Here is a 21,970-nt window from a genome sequence, read left to right as displayed (position 1 = left end):
AAGTCCTTTTGACAAATGGACGTTTTTGTCAAAATGAAACCCCTTTACTTTTTGTTTTTTTTCGCTTATTGTTAAACTTTCTTTAACTTTACCATGATGGCGAAAAACACACCACTCATATCCTTTGTTCTGTTTTTTTACAGGCCTTTCCTATACAAAAAAAGCTTCCTTTTTCTGCAACGAAAAAGGAAGCTTTTTTAGGCATTATTTCAGTTGATCCTTTGCCAATAACTCATACACATACTTCAATGAAGTAGCTTCGCCATATAACTGAAGATCTGCTTTTTCCTCTGGGGAATAGACTTGATCAAAGCTTTGATCGGGAATCAGCACGACATCGATGCCCGCACGTGTCGCGGCTGTTGCTCCCACAAGAGAATCTTCCATGACTAAAGCTTTTTCTGCTGCGACTTGCGCTTTTTCTAAAGTCAGCAAGTACGGTGCTGGATCAGGCTTATGGGCGGAGACATCATCGCCGAAGGTCTGATAGTCAAAGGCCTGCAACAAATCGAAATGCGTCAACAATTCAGAGGCTCTTTTTTTCATCGTCGAGGTGGCTAATGCCGTTTGGAAGCCTTTCTCACGAGCCAAGGCGATGGTTTCTTTCGCATAGGGTTTGGTTTTGAAGGTGCCATCGGTTATTTGCTGGGCAATATAGACTTCCCGTTCTGCTCGTAATTCCTGCACCCGCTGCTGACCGCCTACGAGGTCGGCTAATTTAGTGGCAGTCTGTTGCCAGCTTTGACCACGCCAACCAAAAATATCAGCGGCTGTAATCGGAAGCTCATACTTTTTAAATAGCGCCAACCACCCATCAAAATAGACTCTTTCAGTATCGACTAACAATCCATCAAAATCAAAAATCAAAAGTTCTTTCATAAACGCTCCTTCGTTTTGCTAAGATTTTTTCCTCACTCACTGGGGATCAAGACATCTTCCGACTTTTGTCAGCAGCTGCTTGCACTGCTTTGATGACAGCCGCACGAAAGCCATTTTCTTCTAAGGTTTTAACTGCTTGGATCGTTGTGCCCCCTGGCGAGCTGACACGATCCTTTAAGACGCCTGGGTGTTCCTTCGTCTCTAATACCATCTTCGCTGCGCCTAATACCGCTTGAGCAGCAAATTCATACGCCATCGGACGCGGCATTCCTTCTGCCACTGCTCCATCTGCCAAAGCTTCGATGAACAAATACGTGTAGGCTGGTGAAGAACCGCTGACACCAATGACTGCATCGATCATGCTTTCTGGTACTTGCTCGGCTTTGCCCAGGCTTTCAAAAAGCTGTTTGACTTCGTTGGCTTCGGCTTCCGTCACTTGACCGTTGGGACTGATAGAAGACATCCCTTCCCCCACCAGTGCAGGGGTATTTGGCATGACCCGCACGATTTTGTGCGCACCGATGATTTCTTCCATTTGCGCGATCGTCACACCCGCGGCAATAGATACTAGTAAATGCTCCTTGGTCAAGCCGTCTTTTAAATCAGCAAGCAAGCGGGGAAAGACAAAAGGTTTAACTGCTAAGACGAGGATCTCCGCTTTTTCGGTGACATCTGCTAGCTTAGTTGTCCCAGTGATCCCGGTTTCTTTTTCTAATTGTGCCAAAGTCGGCTCGTAGCGATGGTTATAAACCAAGATCTCTGCTGGTTCATACAGGTTTGCTGCAATCAAGCCGTTGATGATGGCTTTGGCCATGTTACCGGCTCCTAAAAAGGCGATTTTTCTCATAGTTTTCACGCTCCACTTCTGATTTTGGTACCACTTTTTGCTAAAAAAGCCTAATCAATGACTAGGCTTCAAACTCGATCATATACGGATGCAAGGCGGTGTTATAGATCCCTTCTGTATATTCTACCACTTCTCCTTGTAGATCATACGAATAACGGGTTCGTTTCAAGGCAGCGACCTCTGGCGTGATCATAAACTTCTGTTGCTCTTCGGTCAAGGTCGTTGCCACGAACGCATCTTGAAAGCGATCGATGATCATTCGATGTTCATCCAATAGGCGATACAATGATTTTTCTTCAAAGACCTCGATGGAGGTACCCTTTAGCTGCTTTGGCAAATGGTACTCATAGTAAATAAAGGGTTGGTGGTCAAAATAATACATGCGACGTAAACGCATGACTTCTTTGCCCATCAAGGAATACGCCGGGTGCTCAGGCGCAAGTTCGACTAATTCATAGCTGAGGTTTTTCTTCGTGTATTCCTTGCCAGTCTTTTCAAGCAATTGGCTAAACGTCGTGCCTTTTGACAGCTTGTTATAAGGGCGATTGCTTAAAACCGTCGTCCCACGTCCGCTGCGTTTTTCCACATACTCATCTGCCGCTAACAATTCGATGGCTTTGCGGACAGTGATCTTGCTGACATTGAAGGTGGCTTCCAATTCTGTTTCCGTCGGTAAAAATGAACCAATCGGGTAGCGACCCGACATGATGTCTTCTTTGAGCTTATCGGCAACATCACGGTAAAGAATGTGTTTGCGTTTCATTGCTATCTCGCCTTTCTCTCATTGGATTGGTCTTGTTCTCCTTATTCATCAAAGGTAGGAATGTCTTCTGGTTGCGGCTCGATCAAGACTTTCCGCGGCTTGCTGCCTTCAGAAGGGCCAACGACGCCTTGATCTTCTAATTCATCCACTAACCGAGCCGCTCGGTTATAGCCGATGCGAAAACGTCGCTGCAAGAGAGAAACGCTGGCGGTCTGCATTTCCACCACAAGGGCTTTGGCATCTTCGAATAGCTCATCTTGCGGTTGTCCGCTGCTGCCAGTACTCGTTTCTTCCTCAGTGACCATCATCTTTTCTTCATAATTGGCTTCTTGCTGATCGGTCACGAATTCAACCACTCGTTCGACTTCTTTGTCGGAGATAAAGGCCCCTTGAACCCGAATCGGTTTGTTCTCACCCATCGGCAGATACAGCATGTCGCCGCGTCCCAGCAGTTTTTCGGCTCCGTTCCCATCAATGATGGTCCGCGAATCGACACCGCTGGAAACCGCAAAGGCCATCCGTGATGGAACATTGGCTTTGATGATCCCTGTAATGACATCCACACTTGGTCGTTGCGTTGCTAGGATCATATGGATACCTGCTGCCCGTGCCATTTGCGCCAAACGAATGATGGCATCTTCGACTTCGTTGCTGGCAACCATCATCAAGTCGGCTAACTCATCGACGATCACTACAATGAATGGCAAGATCGGACGATTTTCGCCGTCTTCTAAATTCTTATTGATCACTAAATCGTTGTAGCCAGTAATGTTTCGGACCCCAGTTGCCGCAAATTTTTCGTAGCGCTCTTCCATTTCCTTGACCACTTTTTGCAACGCTTGCGCCGCTTTGCGGGGATTGGTCACGACAGGTGTCAAGAGATGGGGAATCCCATTGTAAACATTTAATTCAACCATTTTCGGGTCGATCATCATCAGTTTGACTTCATGGGGTTTTGCCCGCATCAAAATACTGGTGATGATGCCGTTGATGGCTACGGACTTCCCGCTCCCGGTCGATCCAGCAATCAAGAGATGGGGCATTTTCGTTAAGTCTGCCGTTTGGACACGGCCAGAAATATCGCGTCCTAAAGGTACTTCTAATAATTTATCTGGATGATCCGGTTGGGCTTCGATCACTTCTCGGAATGAAACCATGCTGACTGCACTGTTTGGAACTTCGATCCCAATCAATGATTTCCCTGGGATCGGCGCTTCCATCCGCACATCTTTTGCAGCTAAGGCCAAGGCGATATCGTCGGTCAACCCGACGATTTTGCTGACTTTGACCCCTACTGCTGGTTGAACTTCGAATTTGGTTACTGCTGGACCTAAGCTGGCTTTGACGACTTTTGCGTCAACACCGAAGCTTTGGAAGGTGGTTTCTAACACACCGATATTTTGTTCGATCTTTTTGTACTCGCTGCTTTGATCCGTTGAAGGGATCGAATCGAGTAATTGCGCTGAAGGCAATTCATAATCACGATTTTCAGCTTCTTCGGAAATCTCAAATTCCAACACTTCACCATCATCATCAAGGATCTCTCCGTCTTCATTGACCTTTTTGCTTGGTCCCGGTTTGTTTCCTGCTGGATGTGGTGCTTGAGCGGCCTCTGGTCCCGCCGCTTGCGGCAATTCCTGGAAGTGGTCGATGGGTACAAAGCTCAGCTGCTCTGGTTCAAAATCAGCTGGCGCTTGCATCTGTTGTTCTTTTGCTGATTTTTCGTCTTCTGTCATTGGTCGGACTTGATTCTTTTCTTTGATCTCCGCCATGACTGCTGCTCGTTCGGCTTCTTTTTTGGCTTCTTTCGCAGCTTGTTTCTCTGCTGCTCGTTCCGCTTTGCGGGCTTCTCGTTCGGCTTGCTTTTCTGGAGAGCCTTCTAACAACCGCTGCAGCTTGTCACCAGCTGCTTGCAGGTGCTCGACTAACTCGTGGCTGCTCATTTGGCTGAACAAGAACACCCCAATCAGCATGAGTAAAACAGCGATGATGTAGCTGCCGATCTGGGAAACAAGAAAATAGGTCGCCCCATAGAGCATGGCGCCAATCATTCCGCCCCCGACATTTTGGGTCACTTGGCTGCGCCGAATATCGCCTAACAGCGTCATCCACGTCGTTTGGAAGATATTGGCTTGTTCTCCCACCACATTACTAAAGATTTGCGCATGGAGGATGATCAGTAAACCAAAATACACCAATACACAGCCAATCACTCGCCGAATACTCTTAAAGCGAGCATCGGTCGTTTTGATCGCTAACCAGACACCATAAGCGGCTAGGGCAACACTCAAAAATTGGTACGTGTTTCCGCCAACGATCCGAAACCCGTTGGCAATCAAGGTTCCTAAAAAACCTAAATGGAAAAAGCCAAATATCGAAAACAAGACAAAGAGCAGGCCGACGCCGACCAGCATTAATTTCTCTTGCTGTTTTTGTTGTTTTTTTGTTTTGCGTTTCTTTGCGCTTTTTTTTTGCGCCATTTCTATCCCTCTTTTCATCTTTCCCTATTATAACGAAAAAAGAAGGCGAACAAAAGTTTTCCTGTGAGAAATTTTGGTTAGCTGTTGGAATTTAAGGAAAAAAGAGGATGTCTGCCAGATATAGCAGTGATCATCCTCTTTTTAGCTGCTGCACAAATTCAGCGACTGTATAGACAATCAGTCCCGATGATTCAAAATCAGCTGTATTGGTCGTTACTAGACTGTCGATTTGATTTCGCTTCGCACAAGCTGCTAAAACAGCATCCCCAAAATCTGTCATTGTTGAATCAAGCGCCTGAAGGCAATCTGCTTCCGTAACTGTTAAGACGGTATGCACTTGGATCAGTTTTTTGACTTCCCTCCGAGCATCGACTCCTGCTGCTCCATCGAGAATATAGAAAAGATCCGTTAAGGTACTTGCCGTAATCACGCCCTCGCAAAGTCCATAAATGGAACTGTTGTATATCTGTTTGATGGCTTCTTGATGGCTTTTAGACCCTCTTCCTAATAAATAGTCAAGGATCACATTGGTGTCAATCACGACTCGTTTGGCTTTGTATTTGGTCATGCTTATTTTATTCTCCCAGATATTTTTTCCTACGCCGTTCGTTTCTTACTTTTTTGATGTCCACAACGTCAGGTGTTTCAAATGAATCTGCTAAAATGCCTTGCAAAGAATCGACTAAACGAAGTTTCTCCTCTGGGGACAACGCTCCTACTGACTGCTTTTCTGTAATAACTAACTGTTTTTTGCCATTGACTTCTTCTGCCAGTTCCATTTCTAGTTCAGAACCTACCTGGAGATCCAATTTCCGAATCATTTTCTTAGACAAGCGAACCCCCTGTCCGTTGCCCCACTTAATCAAATGAGCTGTCTCTTTATAATGTTCCACTCGGCTCCCCCCTCTTTATCGGATTTTCCTTACTATCGATCATTATAACATGAGCACGCCTATGTATACACAAGTATATACTTCAATCGTTCCTTCTTTCCTTAAATACGCAAAAGAAATGAATGTATAAAAAAACACCAGCTGCTAAGCAGCCAGTGTATCTTGTTGACTTGTTTTAGTTTGGTGTAACGTCTTCGCCAAACCACTTTTCAGAGATTTCAGCAAAGGTGCCATTGTCTTGCAATTCTTTCAAGCCATCATTGATTTTATCTGCCATGGCTTGATCGTCTTTACGCACACCTACAGCAAAATCTTCTGCTTCAAAGGGGCTTTCGATTTCGTTGAAGTCATCGGTTTTGCCTGTTTGAGTCAAATAATATTCTGCGTAGACGCGGTCGATCAAAAGACCGTCGATCCGACCGTTTTCTAGATCGATAAAGGCTTCATTAAAGCTGGCATACAAGGTTGCGTCATTGCCGTCTACGAGATCCTTCAGAACTTCCGGTTGGTTGTTGAAGGTCTCATAACCAGAAGATCCTTCTTGGGCGCCTAAGACTTTGCCCTCCATATCATCAAAGCTAGTAATGCCGCTGGTTTTTGCTGTGACCAAGACTTGTTTGTTTTCCATATAAGTATCTGTAAACAATACTTTTTCTTCACGAGCTGCGGTTTTGGTATACCCGTTCCAGATCATATCGATGGTGCCATTGCTTAATTCGGTTTCTTTCATGGACCAATCGATTGGTTGAAATTTGACTTTGGTTCCTGTTAGATCCAAAATCGCTGTGGCTAAATCCACATCAAACCCAACGATGTTGCCTTGGTCGTCTTTAAAGCCCATCGGTACAAAGGTATCGTCTAGGCCGACGATCACTTCTTCTTTGTCAGCGGCACTGGTTGTGGTGTCATTGCTGCTGCCACACGCCCCTAATAAAAATACACTTGCTGCTGCGATTCCCGTCAATAGTAATTTTTTCATTTTGTTCTCCCCCTTATTCTCCTGCTACTTTTAATAATTGATCGCCGATATTTTCGGCAAAAACCAAATCATGGGTCACCACGATCTGGGTCACTCCTTCTTTTTTCAGATCCAAGATCAGCTGTTCGACTTGCTGTCTCAAGCCTGGATCTAAGGCGCTGGTAGGCTCGTCATAGGCCAACACTTTGGGATTCATCGCCATCGCTCGTGCGATAGCCACCCGTTGCCGCTGCCCCCCGGACAATTGGAAGGGATATTGGACTAGTAGGTCACTTAACCCTAGTTTTTCTGCCAACTGTTCGGCTTTTGCTGTATACGCGGCCTTGTCTTGTTTTAGCACCATTTTTGGCGCCAAAGTGATGTTTTCAAAAACTGACAAGTGCGGAAACAATTGGAAGTCTTGGAAGACGACACCGACGACTTGTTCTTGTTCTTTTGTGTCGGTGGGATCAAAGGCTTTGCCATCCAGTAAAAAGCTTCCAGAATCGATCGTTTCTAAACCAGCCAGTGTCCGAAGCAAGGTGGTTTTCCCACCACCGGAAGGACCGACCACCGCTAAGATACTGCCGTCATCGATCGTCAAGTCTAGCTGATCGATGACTTTTTTTGCGCCAAATGACTTTGATACTTGTTTTAGTTCTAACATATGTGGTTCCTCCTAACGGTAATAGTCCAGTTTGGTCTCGATTTGTTTTAACAATAACGTAAAGACGCCCGTCATCACCAAGTAGATCAAGCCGACCCCAACTAACGGAAGCAAGGTACTGTCTCGCTCCATGGCGATTTTCCCGATTCGCATCACGTCTGACAATCCTAAGATGTAGACGAGGGATGTGTCTTTGACAAGATTGATGACTTCATTGCCGACAGATGGCAGGGTGATCTTGACGACTTGTGGGATGATGATTTTTTGGATCGTTTGGATCGGGGACAAACGCAAGACTTTCGCGGCTTCGTATTGTCCTGCTGGAATCGATTGGATCCCTCCACGAAAAATCTCGGCAAAATAAGCAGCGTAATTGATAATAAAGGCGATCAAGGCTGCTTCAAAGCGGTCAAAGACGATCCCTAAGATCGGCAGACCGTAGAATACGAAGATCAGCTGTAGCAATAAAGGCGTTCCTCGCATCAACCAAACGTAGACTTGCACGATCAATTTCAAAATACGCAGGCGACTGGCTAAAACAAAGGCCAACAAGATCCCTAAGGGAATGGACCCGATTAAGGTCAGTGCGAACAATTTAACGGTGATTCCAGTTCCTGAAATCAGTTGGGGCATAACATTGACTAAATACTCAAACATGGTGACTTCCTCCTTGATAGGTTTCAATTTCGATTAGCAGCGATACAGCTTAGCGACAGTTTGCTCCGACGCTTATGTGACGCTGGGCGTTGGCTGGTGAGGGGCAACTGGCAAGTTTCATTTTTCTAAAAAAGAAAAACAAAAAAAGCGCACACTGGCATTTGCCAGAGGACGCTTGATACGTGGTTCCACCTCAATTTGCCTTTCCTTCACAGGAAAAGGCCTCGTGCAGTCCTTGTGATCCTTCCACTTTCGGTTTTCGGTGAGATGCAAAAAAGAGAAAAAAAACGTCCCCTAGCCATTACAGCTAAAGGACGTTATCAACGCGGTTCCACCTTTGTTTATCAGTGCTTCACAGCAACTGAACTCAGAAAGTCATCAATCAATGACTGCTGCTGTAACGGGCAAACCCGGTCTCTCCTACTTTTCTTTCGGAAAAACGACTCCAAGATGTGTTTCACAACCATGCGTTATCTCTTTGCACCAACCAGAGACTCTCTTCAAACAGCAAGCCTTGCTACTCTTCTTTTCGATGTCTGTTTCATTAAGTTGTGTCTTACTTTACTCGCTCTTAAAGAAAATGTCAAACATTTTTTCTGAAATTTTCGAAACTTTGTCAAATGTACCGGTTTCGAGGGGAAGATTCAGGGAAAAGAAGACGCAACTGCTTAACCGAAGTACGCTTCAGCTAAGGCTTGTCCTTGCTTGATTTTTGCCCATTGCTGTTCAGTCGAAAGCTCATTGCCGCAGTCACAAGAGGCAAAGCCGCATTGATGAGAAAGATAAAGCCGCTCCTTAGGAATGATTTGGCTGGCTTTGTCTAATAAAGCGATCACTCGCTCTTCATCGTCTAATGTGGCGGTTTTGCTGGATAATAAGCCTAAGACAACTTCCACTTCTGGACGATCTTTCAGCGCTTCTAAAGCCGAGATATCACCGGCACGGTCATCGTCCCACTCTAGGAAAAAGCGGTCATAATGCTGATCACGCAAGAATTTTTCGGCGATCGCTTTGTAAGTACCGCTGGCTGCCGCGCGGCTTTGGTAATTGCCGCGACAATTGTGGGTCCAGACTTTTAATCCTAATTCGTGGGCGTAGTCAGCGACTTCGTTGTTGATCGCCACGAATTCATCGGCTAACGCTTCTAAGCCGTCATTGCCTTGGGTGAAGAAGCTCTTGTCATTGTCTTCGGCAAATAATTCCCATAAACAATCATCGAACTGAACGATTTCACCACCGGCTTCTCGGTATTCCTGCAAGAATTCTTTGTAGGCGTTAAGCAGCCCTTCCCGCAAGGCTTCTTTCGTTGGATACACCTGACCTTCACCAACGAGGTCGTTAAAGACAGTCAGCTCGGTAAAGGCGTGGGCAGCCCCCCAGACGGTGATTTTGACTGGCAGGTCGCCAGCTTGGCGTTTGGTTTCTTTAAACAACGTCAAGTAATGATGGTTTTTGCCAGATAATGGTTCTGTGATTCGGATGCCGATGTCTTTACGTGTCTCAAAATGTCCACCGTCCAAATCTTCAAAGGCATACCCATGATCGGAGATATAGCGCTCAACGCCTTTTAATCCCCAGAGAAAATCCAGGTGCCACATTGAGCGGCCGTGTTCGCCGTCTGTGATGACTGTGATGCCGTGTTCTTTTTGCGCTGCAATGATGTCAGCGATCGCTTTTGCTTCCGTTTCTTGGTAGCCAGGAAACGCATCATAAAACGGGTAGCGGATATCCTCCCGATGCTCGATTTGATTTTTGTAGTCCAATAAATCTTGTGGTCGTAACAATGACCCCACAAGCTGAAATTTGTCTGTTGCCATATCCATTCCTCCTATACAAAGTTTTCAAAATTGTTAGATTTATTCTAGCAAACATCTTATACTATAGATAATACTTATAAACTTATATATTCCATAGGCAATACCTACAACATAAAAAGGAGGTTGTATCCCATGCGTATCCAGCAGCTTGAATATTTGGAAAAAATCGTAGAAACTGGCTCTTTCAATGAAGCCGCCAAACAGCTTTTCATCAGTCAGCCCTCCCTCTCTCAAGCCATGAAAGAGTTGGAAAAAGAGTATGATCTGCAGCTGTTTTACCGCAGTAAATTAGGGGTGACCTTGACCGATGATGGCCGTTCCTTTCTCAACTATGCTCGAAATGTTTTAGACCAAGTCAATCTCTTGGACGAACGCTTTCGCAAAGACAGCCATCGCAAGCATGTTTTCAGTGTTTCCGCACAACACTATGCCTTCGTCGTCCACGCCTTCGTGGAGCTGGTCAAACAGTTAGGGGAAGATGAATTTCAATTCACCTTGCGAGAGACCCAGACACAAAATGTGCTGGATGATATCCAGACGTTTAAGAGCGAATTGGGGGTCATTTATCTGAATGATTTCAACACGACAGTCTTGACCCGTTTGATCCACGAAAAAGACCTGCAATTCATTCCTTTATTTGAAGCCAAACCCCACGTCTTCATCGGCCGAGAAAATCCCCTGACTCAGAAAAAAAGCATCACATTAGCTGATTTGGAACCATATACCTATCTGTCGTACGAACAAGGGGAAACCAATTCCTTCTACTTTTCTGAAGAGATCTTAAGCACTTTACAGCGCAAAAAACACATCCGCATCAGCGATCGTGCCACGATCTTCAATTTGATGGTGGGTCTCAACGGCTATACCATCAGCTCTGGGATCATCAGCAGTGAGCTGAATGATGAAAAAATCGTTGCGATCCCTTTGGAAGTCGATGATGCGATGACCCTAGGTTACCTCAAACACAAGAAAATGGAACTGAGCGAGATGGCCTTGGACTATCTCGCCTTGTTGAAGCAGCATATCAAAAGTTACGGTTTCGACGTCTTTTAAAAAAAACGATCCGCAGACAGTCGGTCGGGCTTCCTTAGTAAGGTGTCCCGACCCTGTTGCGGATCGTTTTGTACTTATTTTGTTCTTAAATTATCTTTCGCTGATGTTGTGAAGAATAAATCAACGCAATGGTTTCCATTCCCACTCTTCGACTTCGGCGATATCATAGCCGTTTTCTCGAATAAAGTCATGGTGATACGCAACGGTGTCTGCCATTTTTTGGGCAAAGTCCGTTGCTTTTTCTCCATAGACCCATTCGGCGGCGTCTTTGGCTAAGTGGAAGCGATCCAATTCAGAAAGGATCCGCATATCAAACGGTGTCGTGATGTCGCCATTTTCTCGGTACCCATGAATATGAAGCTGTTGGTTGCGACGGCCAAAGAAGATATCGCGAATCAGTCCTTCATATCCGTGGAAAGCAAACACGATCGGTTTGTCTTTCGTAAAGTAGGCTTCGAATGCTTCATCGCTCAACCCACGAGGATCGACTTCTGGACGACGCAATTTCAATAGATCGACCACATTGATGAAGCGGACTTTCAACTCTGGGAAGGCTTCAATCAGCAACGAAACAGCAGCTAAAGCTTCCAAATTCGGTTCCGTCCCAGCAGCTGCGATCACAATATCGGGTTCTTGTCCTTCATCTGTCGATGCCCAGTCGATGACTTTCAAGCCATCTTTGACAAGCACTTTCGCTTCATCCGCCGAATAAAACTGCGGACGTGGGTGTTTTGAAGAGACCACTAGATTGATCTTTTCTTCAGAAGCGAGCGTTTCTGCCATGACAGCCATCAAGCTATTGGCATCGGCTGGTAAGTAGACCCGCACAAAGTCGGCTTTTTTCTCTGCAATATGGGTCATGATCCCTGGATCTTGGTGGGTGTACCCATTATGGTCTTGTTGGAAGACCGTTGATGAAGCGATCAAATTCAATGAGGGGTACGGGTTGCGCCAGTCAAGATCATGGGCTTTTCGTAACCATTTGAAGTGTTGCGTGATCATAGAATCAACGACTCTTAAGAATGACTCGTAGCTGGCAAAGAAGCCATGACGTCCCGTCAGCACATAGCCTTCCAAGAAGCCTTCTGCTTGATGCTCTGATAATTGTGAATCAATCACACGGCCCACTGAAGACAGCCATTCATCATAATCAGGATGTTTTGGCTCCAACCATTGGCGGTCCGTGACTTCAAACACATGGTTCAACCGATTGGATTTGGCTTCATCTGGGCCAAAAATGCGGAAGTTGTCAGGATTTTCTTTGATGATGTCACGAGCAAATTTCCCAAAGACCATCATGTCTTGGGCAGTCGTTTCCCCTGGTGTCTCGATCGCAATGGCATGTGCTTGCCAATCTGGCAAGCGTAGCGGTTGCGGATCGATCCCCCCATTGGTGATTGGGTTGACCGCCATCCGCTGCTCTCCTTTTGGTGCCAATTCTTGAATCTCAGCTTTGATGCGGCCGTTTTCGTCAAAAAGCTCTTCTGGACGATAAGACTGCAGCCAATCCGTCAAAGCATCCACGTGTTCCATATGTTTCGCATTGACAGGGATTGGCACTTGGTGGGCACGGAAGCCCCCTTCAATCGGCTCGCCATCCCAGACTTTCGGTCCAGTCCAGCCTTTTGGTGTGCGAACGATCAAAACAGGCCAATGAGGCATAGCGGCTTCTTCCGCAGAACCTTTGCGGGCTTCTGCTTGGATCGCGTGGATCTGTTCGATGGCTTGATCCATTTTCTGTGCCAATTGCGGATGAACGGCTTCTGGATCGTCCCCTTCTACGAAATAAGGGGTCCAACCCATGCCTTCAAAATATTTCGTGAGATCTTGGTCGCTTTTACGAGCCAAAATCGTTGGGTTGGCAATTTTGGCGCCATTCAAATGCAAGATAGGCAAAATTGCGCCATCATTGACTGGATTGATAAAGGTGTTTGAAAACCAGCTGCCCGCTAATGGTCCGGTTTCGGCTTCGCCATCACCGACCACTACTGCTGCAATGACATCGGGATTGTCTAAAATAGCTCCGGTAGCGTGGGCGATGGAATAGCCTAGCTCGCCGCCTTCATGGATCGAACCTGGCGTTTCAGGTGCCGCATGAGAAGCGATCCCACCTGGGAAAGAGAAGGTTTTGAATAGATGTTTCATCCCTACTTCGTCTTGGGTGGCTTTTGGATAGATCTCGCTGTAGCTGCCGTCTAAATAAGCATTCGCAACCATGACTTGTCCGCCATGGCCTGGTCCTTCGATATAAAACATGTTTAAGTCGTACTTATTGATGACGCGATTGAGATGGGTGTAAATAAAATTTTGTCCTGCGATCGTTCCCCAGTGACCAATTGGATTCACTTTTAAATCTTTTTCTTCGATGGGGCGGCGCAATAAGGGATTGTCTTTCAAATAGATCTGACCAACGGAAAGGTAGTTGGCTGCTCGCCACCAAGCGTTCATTTTCTGATAGTACTCTGGTGTATCATAGGTTGTCTTCATTGTGCTCCTCCTTTTAGTCCATTGTTCCACTCTTACATAAAAGTCTATGCCCCCTATATTTAAAAGTCAATTTTGCTGATTGCTGGTGCTTTCAGGGGTCTGCTTATCCGCACTTTGCAGCCAGAAGGCAAGAAAGCTTAAGAAAAACGCAAAGAAACCGCCGACTATCGCCAACGGTTTCTTTTGTGATCGGGTACTTATTTGATCGTTACGTATTCTAATCCTACAAGCTTCGCCCATGTTTCGATCTGGTCAGAATTTAAGACAAGTGAGACAACGGTGTGATGGCCACCGCCTGTTTCGATCCATTGTTTGACGCCATCGTGGAAGTTTGGTTTTGGTGTCCACATTACTCGTGCAACCGGTAGTTTTGGTGCTTCTTCAGTTGGCTCAAAGGCATCGACTTCATTGATCAATAATTTGTAGTGGGTGCCAAAGTCGGCCATCGAAACCACGACACCTTCGCCGCCTTGGCCGTCAAAGACGAGTCGGGCTGGGTCTTCACGATCCCCCATCGACAATGGCGAAACCACGATTTTTGGTTTGTTGGCTGCTAATACTGGATCGACTTCCATCATGTGGGATTGCAAGATGGCTTCTTTTCCTGGTGTCAGCTCATAGGTATAGTCTTCCATAAAGCCAGTCGCTTTATTGTGGGCCATGATTTTCATCAAGCGGTCAATAGCGGCGGTTTTCCAGTCCCCTTCACCAGCAAACCCATAGCCTTCTGCCATCAAACGTTGTACAGCTAAACCAGGCAACTGCTGCATACCATACAGGTCTTCAAAGTTCGTGGTAAATGCCGTATAGCCGCCTGCTTCAAGGAAGCGGCGCAGACCGATTTCTTGTTTGGCTTGGGCTTTGACATGACGTGCCCACTCTTCTTTGTCGTAATCGCCATAATCGAAATCATACAGCTGGCTGTATTCTTCAAAGAGTGCATCGATTTCTTCGTCAGTCACCGCATCGACAACTTGTACCAAATCACCGATCCCAAAATAATCAACGGTCCAGCCAAATTGGATCTGTGCTTCGACTTTGTCGCCTTCCGTCACCCCAACGTTACGCATGTTGTCGCCAAAACGAGCGACTTTGATTTGGAAGCTTTCATTGTAACCGACTGCCACGTCCATCCAAGCAGCAATTTCTTTTTGGATGGCTTCATTTTTCCAATAACCGACAACGATTTTGTTTTGCTTTTTCAAACGGGCATTGATAAATCCGTATTCTCGGTCACCATGAGCCGCTTGGTTCAAGTTCATAAAGTCCATATCGATGGTTTCCCATGGAATTTGTTCATTGTACTGCGTGGCAAGGTGCAGCAATGGTTTTTGTAATAATTTCGTGCCGCGAATCCACATTTTTGCTGGTGAGAAGGTGTGCATCCAGGTGATCACCCCAGCGACTTCATCCCGATAGTTGACTTCTTTCATGATTTTCGTAATCGTATCGGCAGTAACAGCGAGTTCTTGTAAAACGACTGGATAAGGCAGCTTTGAGCTGTCATTTAAGCTTTTGACCATTTCTTCTGCATGGTCCCGTACTTCTTGTAATGCTTCTTCTCCATATAAGTGCTGTGATCCTACGACGAACCAAAATTCTTTTTTCCCGATTTCTAACATTCTGCTTGCTCCTTTTTCGTTATTTTTGCCCGTAATAGGCATTTTCTCCATGTTTGCGTAAATAATGTTTGTCTAAGACCCGCTGCGGCAATTCGGGTGCGTAACTGTTCAGCTGGCGCGTGATAAAATTCATCTTAGCGACTTCTTCTAAGACCACTGCGTTCATCACCGCCGCATCCGCCGTTTTGCCCCAGGTAAACGGTCCATGACCGTGAAGCAAGACACCAGGAATTTCTTCTGGCGTGATGCCGCGTTCCTTAAAGGTTTCGACGATCACCTGTCCTGTTTGTGCTTCATAGCCTTCATCGATCTCGGCTTGCGTCAAAAAGCGGGCACAGGGGACTGCCCCATAAAACGTATCGGCATGGGTCGTGCCCATCGCTGGCAGATCGAGTCCTGCCTGAGCCCAGCTCGTCGCCCAAGTAGAATGGGTATGGACGATCCCACCAATTTCTGGAAATGCTTTGTATAAAACGGCATGCGTTGGCGTATCGGAGGAAGGATTTTTCGCTCCTTCCACTACGTTGCCCTCAAAATCACAAACCACCATATCACTGGCTTGCATGGTTTCATAGTCAACACCGCTAGGTTTGATGACAAACAACTGCTGTTGGCGATCCACTGCTGACACATTGCCCCAGGTGTATTTGATCAATCCTTGCTTCGGCAATGCCAAATTGGCCTGAAAGACTTCTTCTTTTAATCCTTCTAACACAAAATTCCCTTCTTTCTTTTTAAATCAACGCATCGATTGCCGCTTGCTCGATCGGCAACCCTGCTTGGTAACGTTGAGTAAAGACGGTGAACCCCTGAATGTCGGCTTCTGTCGGGGCTAACGTCACGCCGTGGTCATTTTTAAATACTTGATCTGCTAAGAATGCTGCCAAGGATTGTTCTGGCGTGTGACGGCGAAGGTATGCTGCTAAAAGGGCGATCCCCCAGGCGCCGCCTTCACCAGCCGTTTCCATGACCGTGACTGGGGCTTCCATGACAGCTGCCAAGACACGTTGGGCAACTTCTGGCGTTTTGAAGATCCCCCCGTGACCAACGATTCGATCAATGGCGACGTCTTCGGCTTCCAGAATCTTCATCCCGATCTTCATCGCACCAAAGGCACTAAACAGATGTAAGCGCATGAAATTTGCTAAAGTAAAAGAACTCTCTGGCGATCGGACGAAAAGCGGCCGTCCTTCAGGGATCTTAGTGATATTTTCACCAGAATAATAGCCATAAGAAAGCATCCCGCCACATTCTGAATCCCCTTTCAATGCTTCGTTGAATAAGGTCGCAAACAATTCTTCCGTGGAAAGTTTCATTCCAGCTGCGTCGGCAAATTCGCGGAAAATTTTGACCCAGGCATTGATCTCCGAGGTACAGTTATTCGTATGGACCATCCCCACCAAATCACCAGAAGGCGTCGTGACCAAATCGATCTCTGGATACACTTTAGTTAAGGGTTCTTCTAAGACGATCATGGCAAAAGCCGACGTCCCGGCTGAAACATTCCCGCTTCGCTGTGCCACACTATTCGTGGCAACCATGCCAGTGCCCGCATCGCCTTCTGGCGGACATAACGGGATGCCAGCTTGCAAAGTACCAGTTGGGTCGAGTTTTTTTGCGCCTTCTGCCGTCAATGTGCCGGCTGGTTCGCCTGCTGTCAACACTTGCGGCAAAAGGTCTTTGATCTGCCAAGGATACCCTAGACTGCTGATTTGTGCATCAAATTGCTGCAGCATATTCGCATCATAGTTTTTTGTCGTACTGTCGATTGGGAACATCCCTGATGCATCGCCGATTCCGATAACTTTTTCCCCTGTCAGCTGCCAATGGACGTAGCCGGCTAAGGTAGTGAAAAAAGCAACCTCTGGGACGTGGGCTTCTTGATTCAAAATCGCTTGATACAAATGCGCGATACTCCAACGCTGCGGGATGTTGTATTGGAACAATGCCGTCAAGGCTTTTTCTGCTTCTTCCGTGATCGCATTGCGCCATGTCCGAAAAGGTACCAACAGCGTGCCTTGCTGATCAAAAGCCATATAGCCGTGCATCATTGCAGAAAAACCGATACTGCCGATCGTCGTCAAAGGTACCTCAAATTGCTGTTGGATGTTGTGCGCCAACTCTTGGTAGCTGGCTTGCAGTCCTTGCCAAATCGCCTCTAGTGAGTAGGTCCAAATCCCTTGCTCCAATTGATTTTCCCATTCAAAGCTACCTGAAGCGATCGTCTGAAACTGCTCATCGATCAAGACAGCTTTGATCCGTGTCGAGCCTAGCTCGATCCCAAGAGACGTGCGCCCGTCAATAATTGCTTGCCTTACTTGTTGCGTCATCTTCTTATTCTCCTTTTTGGTTATTGACTGAACCGCGAACGATCAGCTCCGGTTCAAAATAAAAGCGTTGCGCTTCTGTTGCCTTACCTGTAGTGATCCATTGTGCCGCCAATTCCCCCATCGCTTCTTTCGGGTGAGTCAGTGTGGTGATCGTCGGTGTGGACAAGGTGCTAAGAGGCGAGTCATCGTTACCCACGATCGAAAAATCAGTAGGAACGTTCTTCCCAGCAGCCGTCAATGCTTGAATCAAGCGATGCGCGATCTCATCGTTGTAACAAACGATGCCTGTGACTTGATTATCGGCAGCCGTCAAGCGCTGGATCGCTTGTTCAATAACGGCTTCTTTCGTCTCGGTCGTATACGTCAAGACGTCTTCTGCTGCAAACGTCCGCTTGGCTTGGGTCAATGCTTTGACAAACCCTTTCATCCGATATTTCCCTTGTAAGTCATCGATTTTCGTGATCATCATCAACTGCTGATGCTGTTGTTCTAATAAATAATTGGTTGCTAAAAACCCAGAACGTGTATCGTTGACACAAATATGCGGCAAGTCTAGTTCTTCGTAATAGGCATTGATCATGACGAGAGGAATCCCGGCTTCTTGGAGGGCGACATAATAGGCAAGATTCGGGTTGTACTGGCTGCTCTTCGTTGGCTCAACGATCAACCCGTCTACCCCTTGATCCATCATTTGCTGCAAGCACGCTCTTTCTTGCTCATGGTCATTGTTGGTTGATCCTAGAAGCAGTGAATAGCCTTGCTCCCGCAATGTCTGCTCCACGCCGCGCATGATCGAAGGGAAAATATAATCAGACAAATAGGTCATGATGATCCCAATCGTTTTGCGGTTTTTATGATTGACAGTCTCAGGTTTTGAAACGTAGGTGCCTGAGCCCCGTTCTTTTCTTAAATAGCCTTCATTGACCAAAACAGCGATCGCTTGGCGTACCGTGTGACGGCTATAATGAAATTCTTCCTGTAAGGTTGCTTCTGAAGGGATCGCATCGCCTTCTTGATAGGTGCCTAAGCGGATCTTTTCTCTTAAGATATCCGCAAGTTGTTCGTACTTATTCGCCATTTTAATCCCATCTTTCAAAAGTTGTCCGTACATCTAAGATACCAAGAAACCGCTTCCGTGTCAATTGCTGCTATGGCTTTTTTTCTAAAAAAACCTAACGAAAAGAAGGTAAATGATAAATCCCCATTATTTTCATCAGAATAAAACGAATCAAAACACTATTTGTTGTATAATTGAATAAAATGTTGCTTATTACGTTTAAGGAGGTAAGTATTTTGACGAGAACACCTAATGAAACCTACGAGGAACCCATTATTTTGTATTCAAAAAAATATCGAGAAAATCGCAGACATGATGCCAGCTGTCGTTGGCTCATTACGAAAAAAGGCGTCTGGATAAACAACACCCATCCAAAAATCCCAGATGAAAAAATCCCCATGGCAAAAATTGCCGATGTGGAATTACATATAGGCAAAGGTCTCTTAGTGGACTACCTCCGACTGCAGGTACCAGGTAATTCTCAATTGCTCTATTTCACCAATCGAATCGATGCCCAAAAAGCCTATGAATTTTTAACGGATCATTTGACAGCACTTGGTGGGCAATCAGCCAAAAGTTACGTAGATGAAGAGGCTGGAAAAATCAAATTACTTTCCTATCATTATCGTGATGCTTGGGTCATTTCAGAAGATACCCTCACAATCATCGATTACAAGAAGAAAGCGAAACAGGTTCTGCAGATTCCCCAAATTACCAGTGTCAATTTGAAAGAAGTTGCTGAATCAGGTCTTTGGAAAGGCAATGGCTTTTTAGAATTGTATATTGGCGGCGGAGCGATCAGAGAAACCCATTCCTTCAGACGAATGGAACCGAATCACTCTCTTTGCTTTGCCGAAAAAGACCTGGTGATTGCTCGGATCATACAGCGCTACCTCACCAACTTCCCTCGGGAGCGGTCGGTCCCGTTAACGAACCCATCGCCACCACCAGCTGCGAAGCCGACGGAAGCGCTCATTGCTGAACTACGCGAACTAAAAGTGTTGGTCGACGAAGGAATTTTGACTGAAGAAGAATTTGCATTCAAGAAAAAACAACTGTTAGGATTATAGAAGCAATCGCTTCGGAGAAAAATGCCGCCCTCCTGCCATGAGAAGGCAGAGCTTTCGGTGAAGGGCTGTGCTTTTTTCCTGGGAAAATTTTGAACGGTTTTTTTAGAACATGCTATACTAAATGAAGAATACGTAGAGTATCTCAAAGGAGGTCTTTCTCATTTTTTCTTTTAATGACATCAAAGCACGTTTCCCCCAGGCAACGTTGCATGACAAAGTTGCCACAACGAAGGATATCGAATCCATCGCCTTCGGCAAAAAATATATTTGGCTGCCAACTGACCAATTAAGTGACAGTGAAAAATTGCTGATCCAACTGGGAAACGGCTCTTTGCAACCAGAAATCGATAACCGAAACCATCCATGGTATCCGATTTTATTTGAACATCAGCCCGTTCAAGAGCCAGAGTGGATTCGCCTGCTGCAAGTTCATTTCACCCGAACCATCGACTCTTTGCAATCCGAATGGCTCGCAGAGATTCAGCAAATGCTCCCTAGCGTGGTGGATCTTTTTTTCCTCACCGAAGACCATGCAGTGATCGTAGAAAAACAAGATGGTGCCAATTTGCCCATCGAAGATCTCGACGGCTTATTCGTCGCTTTGGATATGGATTTCGACTGCTATTCTCAGCTGTTCGTCGGTCCCTTCCATCATCCGCGCCACGATTTCACTACCTTATGGGCAAGTGAGTCTACCCTGTTCAAAAATGAGTTAAAAACGAAAACCACCAGTAAAAGTATGGATCTGCCCAAAGTGGTCTTCTCTCTTTTTCGCAACGGCTTTTCCGAGTATATTTCCTTGTTTCGTACCTTGTATCTAGATTGGTTTGAAGAAGAGACCGAAACGATCATTCAATCCCTGTGGCGCAATCAAGGCAATGCAAGCTCCACAGCCAAAGAACTGTTCATGCATCGGAATTCTCTCCTATATAAGATCGATAAGTTTCAAACACTGACGCGCTTAAATTTAAAAAATATGGATGATCTGCTGCTTTGCTATTTATTGATCGATCAGTTCACCCATCAGAGCAATTAAACAACATGCACAAGAAAACGTTTTTTTCTTGTGCATGTTTCCGTTGCACCTTCGAAGCGTTTTCATTTATGATGTTCATGTAAACTAAATGGAAAGAGGTAATCCCAATGGTAGAAATGGCCTTAAAAAATATCCACAAAAAATATGATAATAATGATGCATATTCGGTAACTGATTTTAATTTAGATATCGCAGATCGCGAATTCATCGTTTTCGTTGGACCTTCTGGTTGCGGAAAATCAACAACGCTTCGAATGATCGCTGGTTTAGAAGATATTTCTGAAGGCGAATTGAGCATCGGTGGAAAAGTAATGAACGATGTGGCCCCAAAAGACCGCGACATCGCGATGGTTTTCCAGAACTACGCATTGTATCCCCATATGACTGTTTTCAACAACATGGCATTTGGTTTGAAATTGCGTAAATACGACAAAGAAGAAATTAAAAAACGGGTAGAAAATGCCGCTGAGATCTTAGGATTGACAGAATACTTAGATCGTAAACCAGCTGCCCTTTCAGGTGGTCAGCGTCAACGGGTTGCCCTAGGCCGTGCCATCGTCCGTGATGCCAAAGTCTTCTTGATGGATGAGCCGTTGTCAAACTTAGATGCGAAATTGCGGGTTGCCATGCGTGCGGAAATCGCAAAATTACACCAACGTTTAGAAACAACGACGATCTATGTAACCCATGACCAAACAGAAGCGATGACCATGGCTGACCGGATCGTTATCATGAAAGATGGCTTCATTCAACAAATCGGTTCACCAAAAGAAGTCTACAATACACCGAAAAATATTTTCGTTGCCGGCTTTATCGGTTCACCAGCAATGAACTTCTTCAATGTTACGTTGAAAAACGGTATGATCTCTGATGGACAAAGCTTGAACTTACGTATTCCTGAAGGCAAGAACAAGATTCTTGTGGAAAAAGGGTATGAAGGCAAACAATTAGTTTTTGGTATTCGTCCAGAAGATATTCACAGTGAACAAATCGCATTGGAAGCTTCTCCTGAAGCAACTGTACGTGCCGAAGTAGTCGTATCTGAATTATTAGGTGCAGAAACGATGCTTTATACACGCGTAGGTGCGACTGAATTTATCTCGAAAGTTGATGCTCGTGACTTCCACCGTCCAGGTGAAACAGTTGATTTGGCTTTCAACATCAACAAAGCACACTTCTTCGACAAAGATTCAGAAAATGTCATCACACTTCCTTAATTTGTAGTTACCATGCACTGTTCTCGGATTTGCCCCCTAGGCAGTCGCATTTAACTAATATCCACTTTTATTCCTTATTTGTATCCCCTAAAAACAGACAGTCAGCAGACTGTCTGTTTTTGGGTTTCGTTGTGTTT

At 45.7% G+C, this 21,970-nt stretch carries 19 protein-coding genes and 1 other annotated feature; of the genes, 4 read left to right on the top strand and 15 right to left on the bottom strand.

All coding sequences use genetic code 11. From position 1 onward, the window contains the following. Window positions 1-204: 204 nt before the first annotated feature. The 10 genes from IGI76_RS02070 to IGI76_RS02025 form a co-directional block, all read right to left on the bottom strand. On the bottom strand, window positions 205-879 hold the full coding sequence (locus tag IGI76_RS02070) for an HAD family hydrolase (protein WP_074934395.1): 675 nt from the start codon (window positions 877-879) through the stop codon (window positions 205-207). Between the two features lie 46 nt (window positions 880-925). Next, on the bottom strand, window positions 926-1,726 hold the full coding sequence (proC, locus tag IGI76_RS02065; protein WP_086294492.1) for a pyrroline-5-carboxylate reductase: 801 nt from the start codon (window positions 1,724-1,726) through the stop codon (window positions 926-928). 61 nt (window positions 1,727-1,787) lie between these two features. Then, entirely contained in the window at window positions 1,788-2,489 is a 702-nt protein-coding gene (locus tag IGI76_RS02060) for a GntR family transcriptional regulator (RefSeq protein WP_005232219.1), read from the bottom strand. Between the two features lie 41 nt (window positions 2,490-2,530). Then, window positions 2,531-4,969 carry an FtsK/SpoIIIE family DNA translocase gene (locus IGI76_RS02055; RefSeq protein ID WP_333718912.1) on the bottom strand — a complete coding sequence of 813 codons (2,439 nt, stop codon included), beginning with the start codon at window positions 4,967-4,969 and terminating at the stop codon, window positions 2,531-2,533. A gap of 130 nt (window positions 4,970-5,099) precedes the next feature. After that, a complete protein-coding gene (locus tag IGI76_RS02050) occupies window positions 5,100-5,537 on the bottom strand; it encodes a type II toxin-antitoxin system VapC family toxin (protein ID WP_333718911.1) in 438 nt (145 codons plus the stop codon). A gap of 7 nt (window positions 5,538-5,544) precedes the next feature. Next, on the bottom strand, window positions 5,545-5,862 hold the full coding sequence (locus tag IGI76_RS02045; RefSeq protein WP_015508880.1) for an AbrB/MazE/SpoVT family DNA-binding domain-containing protein: 318 nt from the start codon (window positions 5,860-5,862) through the stop codon (window positions 5,545-5,547). Window positions 5,863-6,037: 175 nt separating this feature from the next. After that, on the bottom strand, window positions 6,038-6,841 hold the full coding sequence (locus tag IGI76_RS02040; RefSeq protein WP_010748719.1) for an amino acid ABC transporter substrate-binding protein: 804 nt from the start codon (window positions 6,839-6,841) through the stop codon (window positions 6,038-6,040). A 13-nt stretch (window positions 6,842-6,854) separates the two neighbouring features. Beyond that, entirely contained in the window at window positions 6,855-7,487 is a 633-nt protein-coding gene (locus tag IGI76_RS02035) for an amino acid ABC transporter ATP-binding protein (protein WP_333718910.1), read from the bottom strand. 12 nt (window positions 7,488-7,499) lie between these two features. Beyond that, window positions 7,500-8,144, bottom strand: a complete 645-nt coding sequence (locus IGI76_RS02030) for an amino acid ABC transporter permease (RefSeq protein ID WP_010748717.1) — start codon at window positions 8,142-8,144, stop codon at window positions 7,500-7,502. A 307-nt stretch (window positions 8,145-8,451) separates the two neighbouring features. Then, window positions 8,452-8,686 (bottom strand) — a binding site (T-box leader). Window positions 8,687-8,812: 126 nt separating this feature from the next. Next, window positions 8,813-9,967, bottom strand: coding sequence for a cobalamin-independent methionine synthase II family protein (locus IGI76_RS02025; RefSeq protein WP_005227269.1), 1,155 nt, complete (start codon window positions 9,965-9,967; stop codon window positions 8,813-8,815). A 126-nt stretch (window positions 9,968-10,093) separates the two neighbouring features. On the opposite strand from IGI76_RS02025, the gene IGI76_RS02020 reads away from it, so the two are divergent. After that, window positions 10,094-11,014, top strand: a complete 921-nt coding sequence (locus tag IGI76_RS02020) for a LysR family transcriptional regulator (protein ID WP_438780961.1) — start codon at window positions 10,094-10,096, stop codon at window positions 11,012-11,014. A 120-nt stretch (window positions 11,015-11,134) separates the two neighbouring features. On the opposite strand, the gene IGI76_RS02015 is transcribed toward IGI76_RS02020, so the two are convergent. The 5 genes from IGI76_RS02015 to IGI76_RS01995 all read right to left on the bottom strand — a co-directional run bounded on the left by IGI76_RS02015 (window position 11,135) and on the right by IGI76_RS01995 (window position 18,564). After that, window positions 11,135-13,501 carry a phosphoketolase family protein gene (locus tag IGI76_RS02015; protein WP_333718909.1) on the bottom strand — a complete coding sequence of 789 codons (2,367 nt, stop codon included), beginning with the start codon at window positions 13,499-13,501 and terminating at the stop codon, window positions 11,135-11,137. Window positions 13,502-13,698: 197 nt separating this feature from the next. Beyond that, window positions 13,699-15,123: an L-arabinose isomerase gene (araA, locus tag IGI76_RS02010; RefSeq protein ID WP_142424148.1), complete on the bottom strand. Its 1,425-nt coding sequence runs from the start codon at window positions 15,121-15,123 to the stop codon at window positions 13,699-13,701. Between the two features lie 19 nt (window positions 15,124-15,142). Continuing rightward, entirely contained in the window at window positions 15,143-15,838 is a 696-nt protein-coding gene (locus IGI76_RS02005; RefSeq protein ID WP_008376133.1) for an L-ribulose-5-phosphate 4-epimerase, read from the bottom strand. A gap of 19 nt (window positions 15,839-15,857) precedes the next feature. Continuing rightward, the gene (locus tag IGI76_RS02000) at window positions 15,858-17,453 is read right to left on the bottom strand and encodes a xylulokinase (RefSeq protein ID WP_333718908.1); all 1,596 of its coding nucleotides are present in this window, start codon (window positions 17,451-17,453) and stop codon (window positions 15,858-15,860) included. A 4-nt stretch (window positions 17,454-17,457) separates the two neighbouring features. Then, window positions 17,458-18,564, bottom strand: a complete 1,107-nt coding sequence (locus tag IGI76_RS01995; RefSeq protein ID WP_016609602.1) for a GntR family transcriptional regulator — start codon at window positions 18,562-18,564, stop codon at window positions 17,458-17,460. Window positions 18,565-18,713: 149 nt separating this feature from the next. On the opposite strand from IGI76_RS01995, the gene IGI76_RS01990 reads away from it, so the two are divergent. From IGI76_RS01990 to IGI76_RS01980, 3 genes are all read left to right on the top strand, one after another. Beyond that, on the top strand, window positions 18,714-19,580 hold the full coding sequence (locus tag IGI76_RS01990) for an SHOCT domain-containing protein (RefSeq protein WP_016609601.1): 867 nt from the start codon (window positions 18,714-18,716) through the stop codon (window positions 19,578-19,580). A gap of 205 nt (window positions 19,581-19,785) precedes the next feature. Next, window positions 19,786-20,616: a helix-turn-helix domain-containing protein gene (locus IGI76_RS01985; protein WP_010748709.1), complete on the top strand. Its 831-nt coding sequence runs from the start codon at window positions 19,786-19,788 to the stop codon at window positions 20,614-20,616. Window positions 20,617-20,723: 107 nt separating this feature from the next. Further along, on the top strand, window positions 20,724-21,833 hold the full coding sequence (locus IGI76_RS01980; RefSeq protein WP_005227260.1) for an ABC transporter ATP-binding protein: 1,110 nt from the start codon (window positions 20,724-20,726) through the stop codon (window positions 21,831-21,833). Window positions 21,834-21,970: the final 137 nt, after the last annotated feature.

This window comes from Enterococcus sp. DIV2449a (assembly GCF_051711225.1).
GTDB lineage: Bacteria > Bacillota > Bacilli > Lactobacillales > Enterococcaceae > Enterococcus_D > Enterococcus_D casseliflavus.
The sequence above is the reverse complement of the archived record's forward strand: the minus strand, read 5'-3'. Positions and strand labels throughout refer to the sequence as shown.

Bases quoted from the DNA above. Each gene is read 5' to 3' on its own strand.
- IGI76_RS02050 (WP_333718911.1), bottom strand. From the start codon at position 5,537: ATGACCAAATACAAAGCCAAACGAGTCGTGATTGACACCAATGTGATC.
- IGI76_RS02035 (WP_333718910.1), bottom strand. From the start codon at position 7,487: ATGTTAGAACTAAAACAAGTATCAAAGTCATTTGGCGCAAAAAAAGTC.
- IGI76_RS02025 (WP_005227269.1), bottom strand. From the start codon at position 9,967: ATGGATATGGCAACAGACAAATTTCAGCTTGTGGGGTCATTGTTACGA.
- IGI76_RS02030 (WP_010748717.1), bottom strand. From the start codon at position 8,144: ATGTTTGAGTATTTAGTCAATGTTATGCCCCAACTGATTTCAGGAACT.
- IGI76_RS01990 (WP_016609601.1), top strand. From the start codon at position 18,714: ATGTTGCTTATTACGTTTAAGGAGGTAAGTATTTTGACGAGAACACCT.
- proC (WP_086294492.1), bottom strand. From the start codon at position 1,726: ATGAGAAAAATCGCCTTTTTAGGAGCCGGTAACATGGCCAAAGCCATC.
- IGI76_RS02020 (WP_438780961.1), top strand. From the start codon at position 10,094: ATGCGTATCCAGCAGCTTGAATATTTGGAAAAAATCGTAGAAACTGGC.
- IGI76_RS02015 (WP_333718909.1), bottom strand. From the start codon at position 13,501: ATGAAGACAACCTATGATACACCAGAGTACTATCAGAAAATGAACGCT.
- araA (WP_142424148.1), bottom strand. From the start codon at position 15,123: ATGTTAGAAATCGGGAAAAAAGAATTTTGGTTCGTCGTAGGATCACAG.
- IGI76_RS02040 (WP_010748719.1), bottom strand. From the start codon at position 6,841: ATGAAAAAATTACTATTGACGGGAATCGCAGCAGCAAGTGTATTTTTA.
- IGI76_RS01995 (WP_016609602.1), bottom strand. From the start codon at position 18,564: ATGTACGGACAACTTTTGAAAGATGGGATTAAAATGGCGAATAAGTAC.
- IGI76_RS02000 (WP_333718908.1), bottom strand. From the start codon at position 17,453: ATGACGCAACAAGTAAGGCAAGCAATTATTGACGGGCGCACGTCTCTT.
- IGI76_RS02070 (WP_074934395.1), bottom strand. From the start codon at position 879: ATGAAAGAACTTTTGATTTTTGATTTTGATGGATTGTTAGTCGATACT.
- IGI76_RS02055 (WP_333718912.1), bottom strand. From the start codon at position 4,969: ATGGCGCAAAAAAAAAGCGCAAAGAAACGCAAAACAAAAAAACAACAA.
- IGI76_RS02060 (WP_005232219.1), bottom strand. From the start codon at position 2,489: ATGAAACGCAAACACATTCTTTACCGTGATGTTGCCGATAAGCTCAAA.
- IGI76_RS01980 (WP_005227260.1), top strand. From the start codon at position 20,724: ATGGTAGAAATGGCCTTAAAAAATATCCACAAAAAATATGATAATAAT.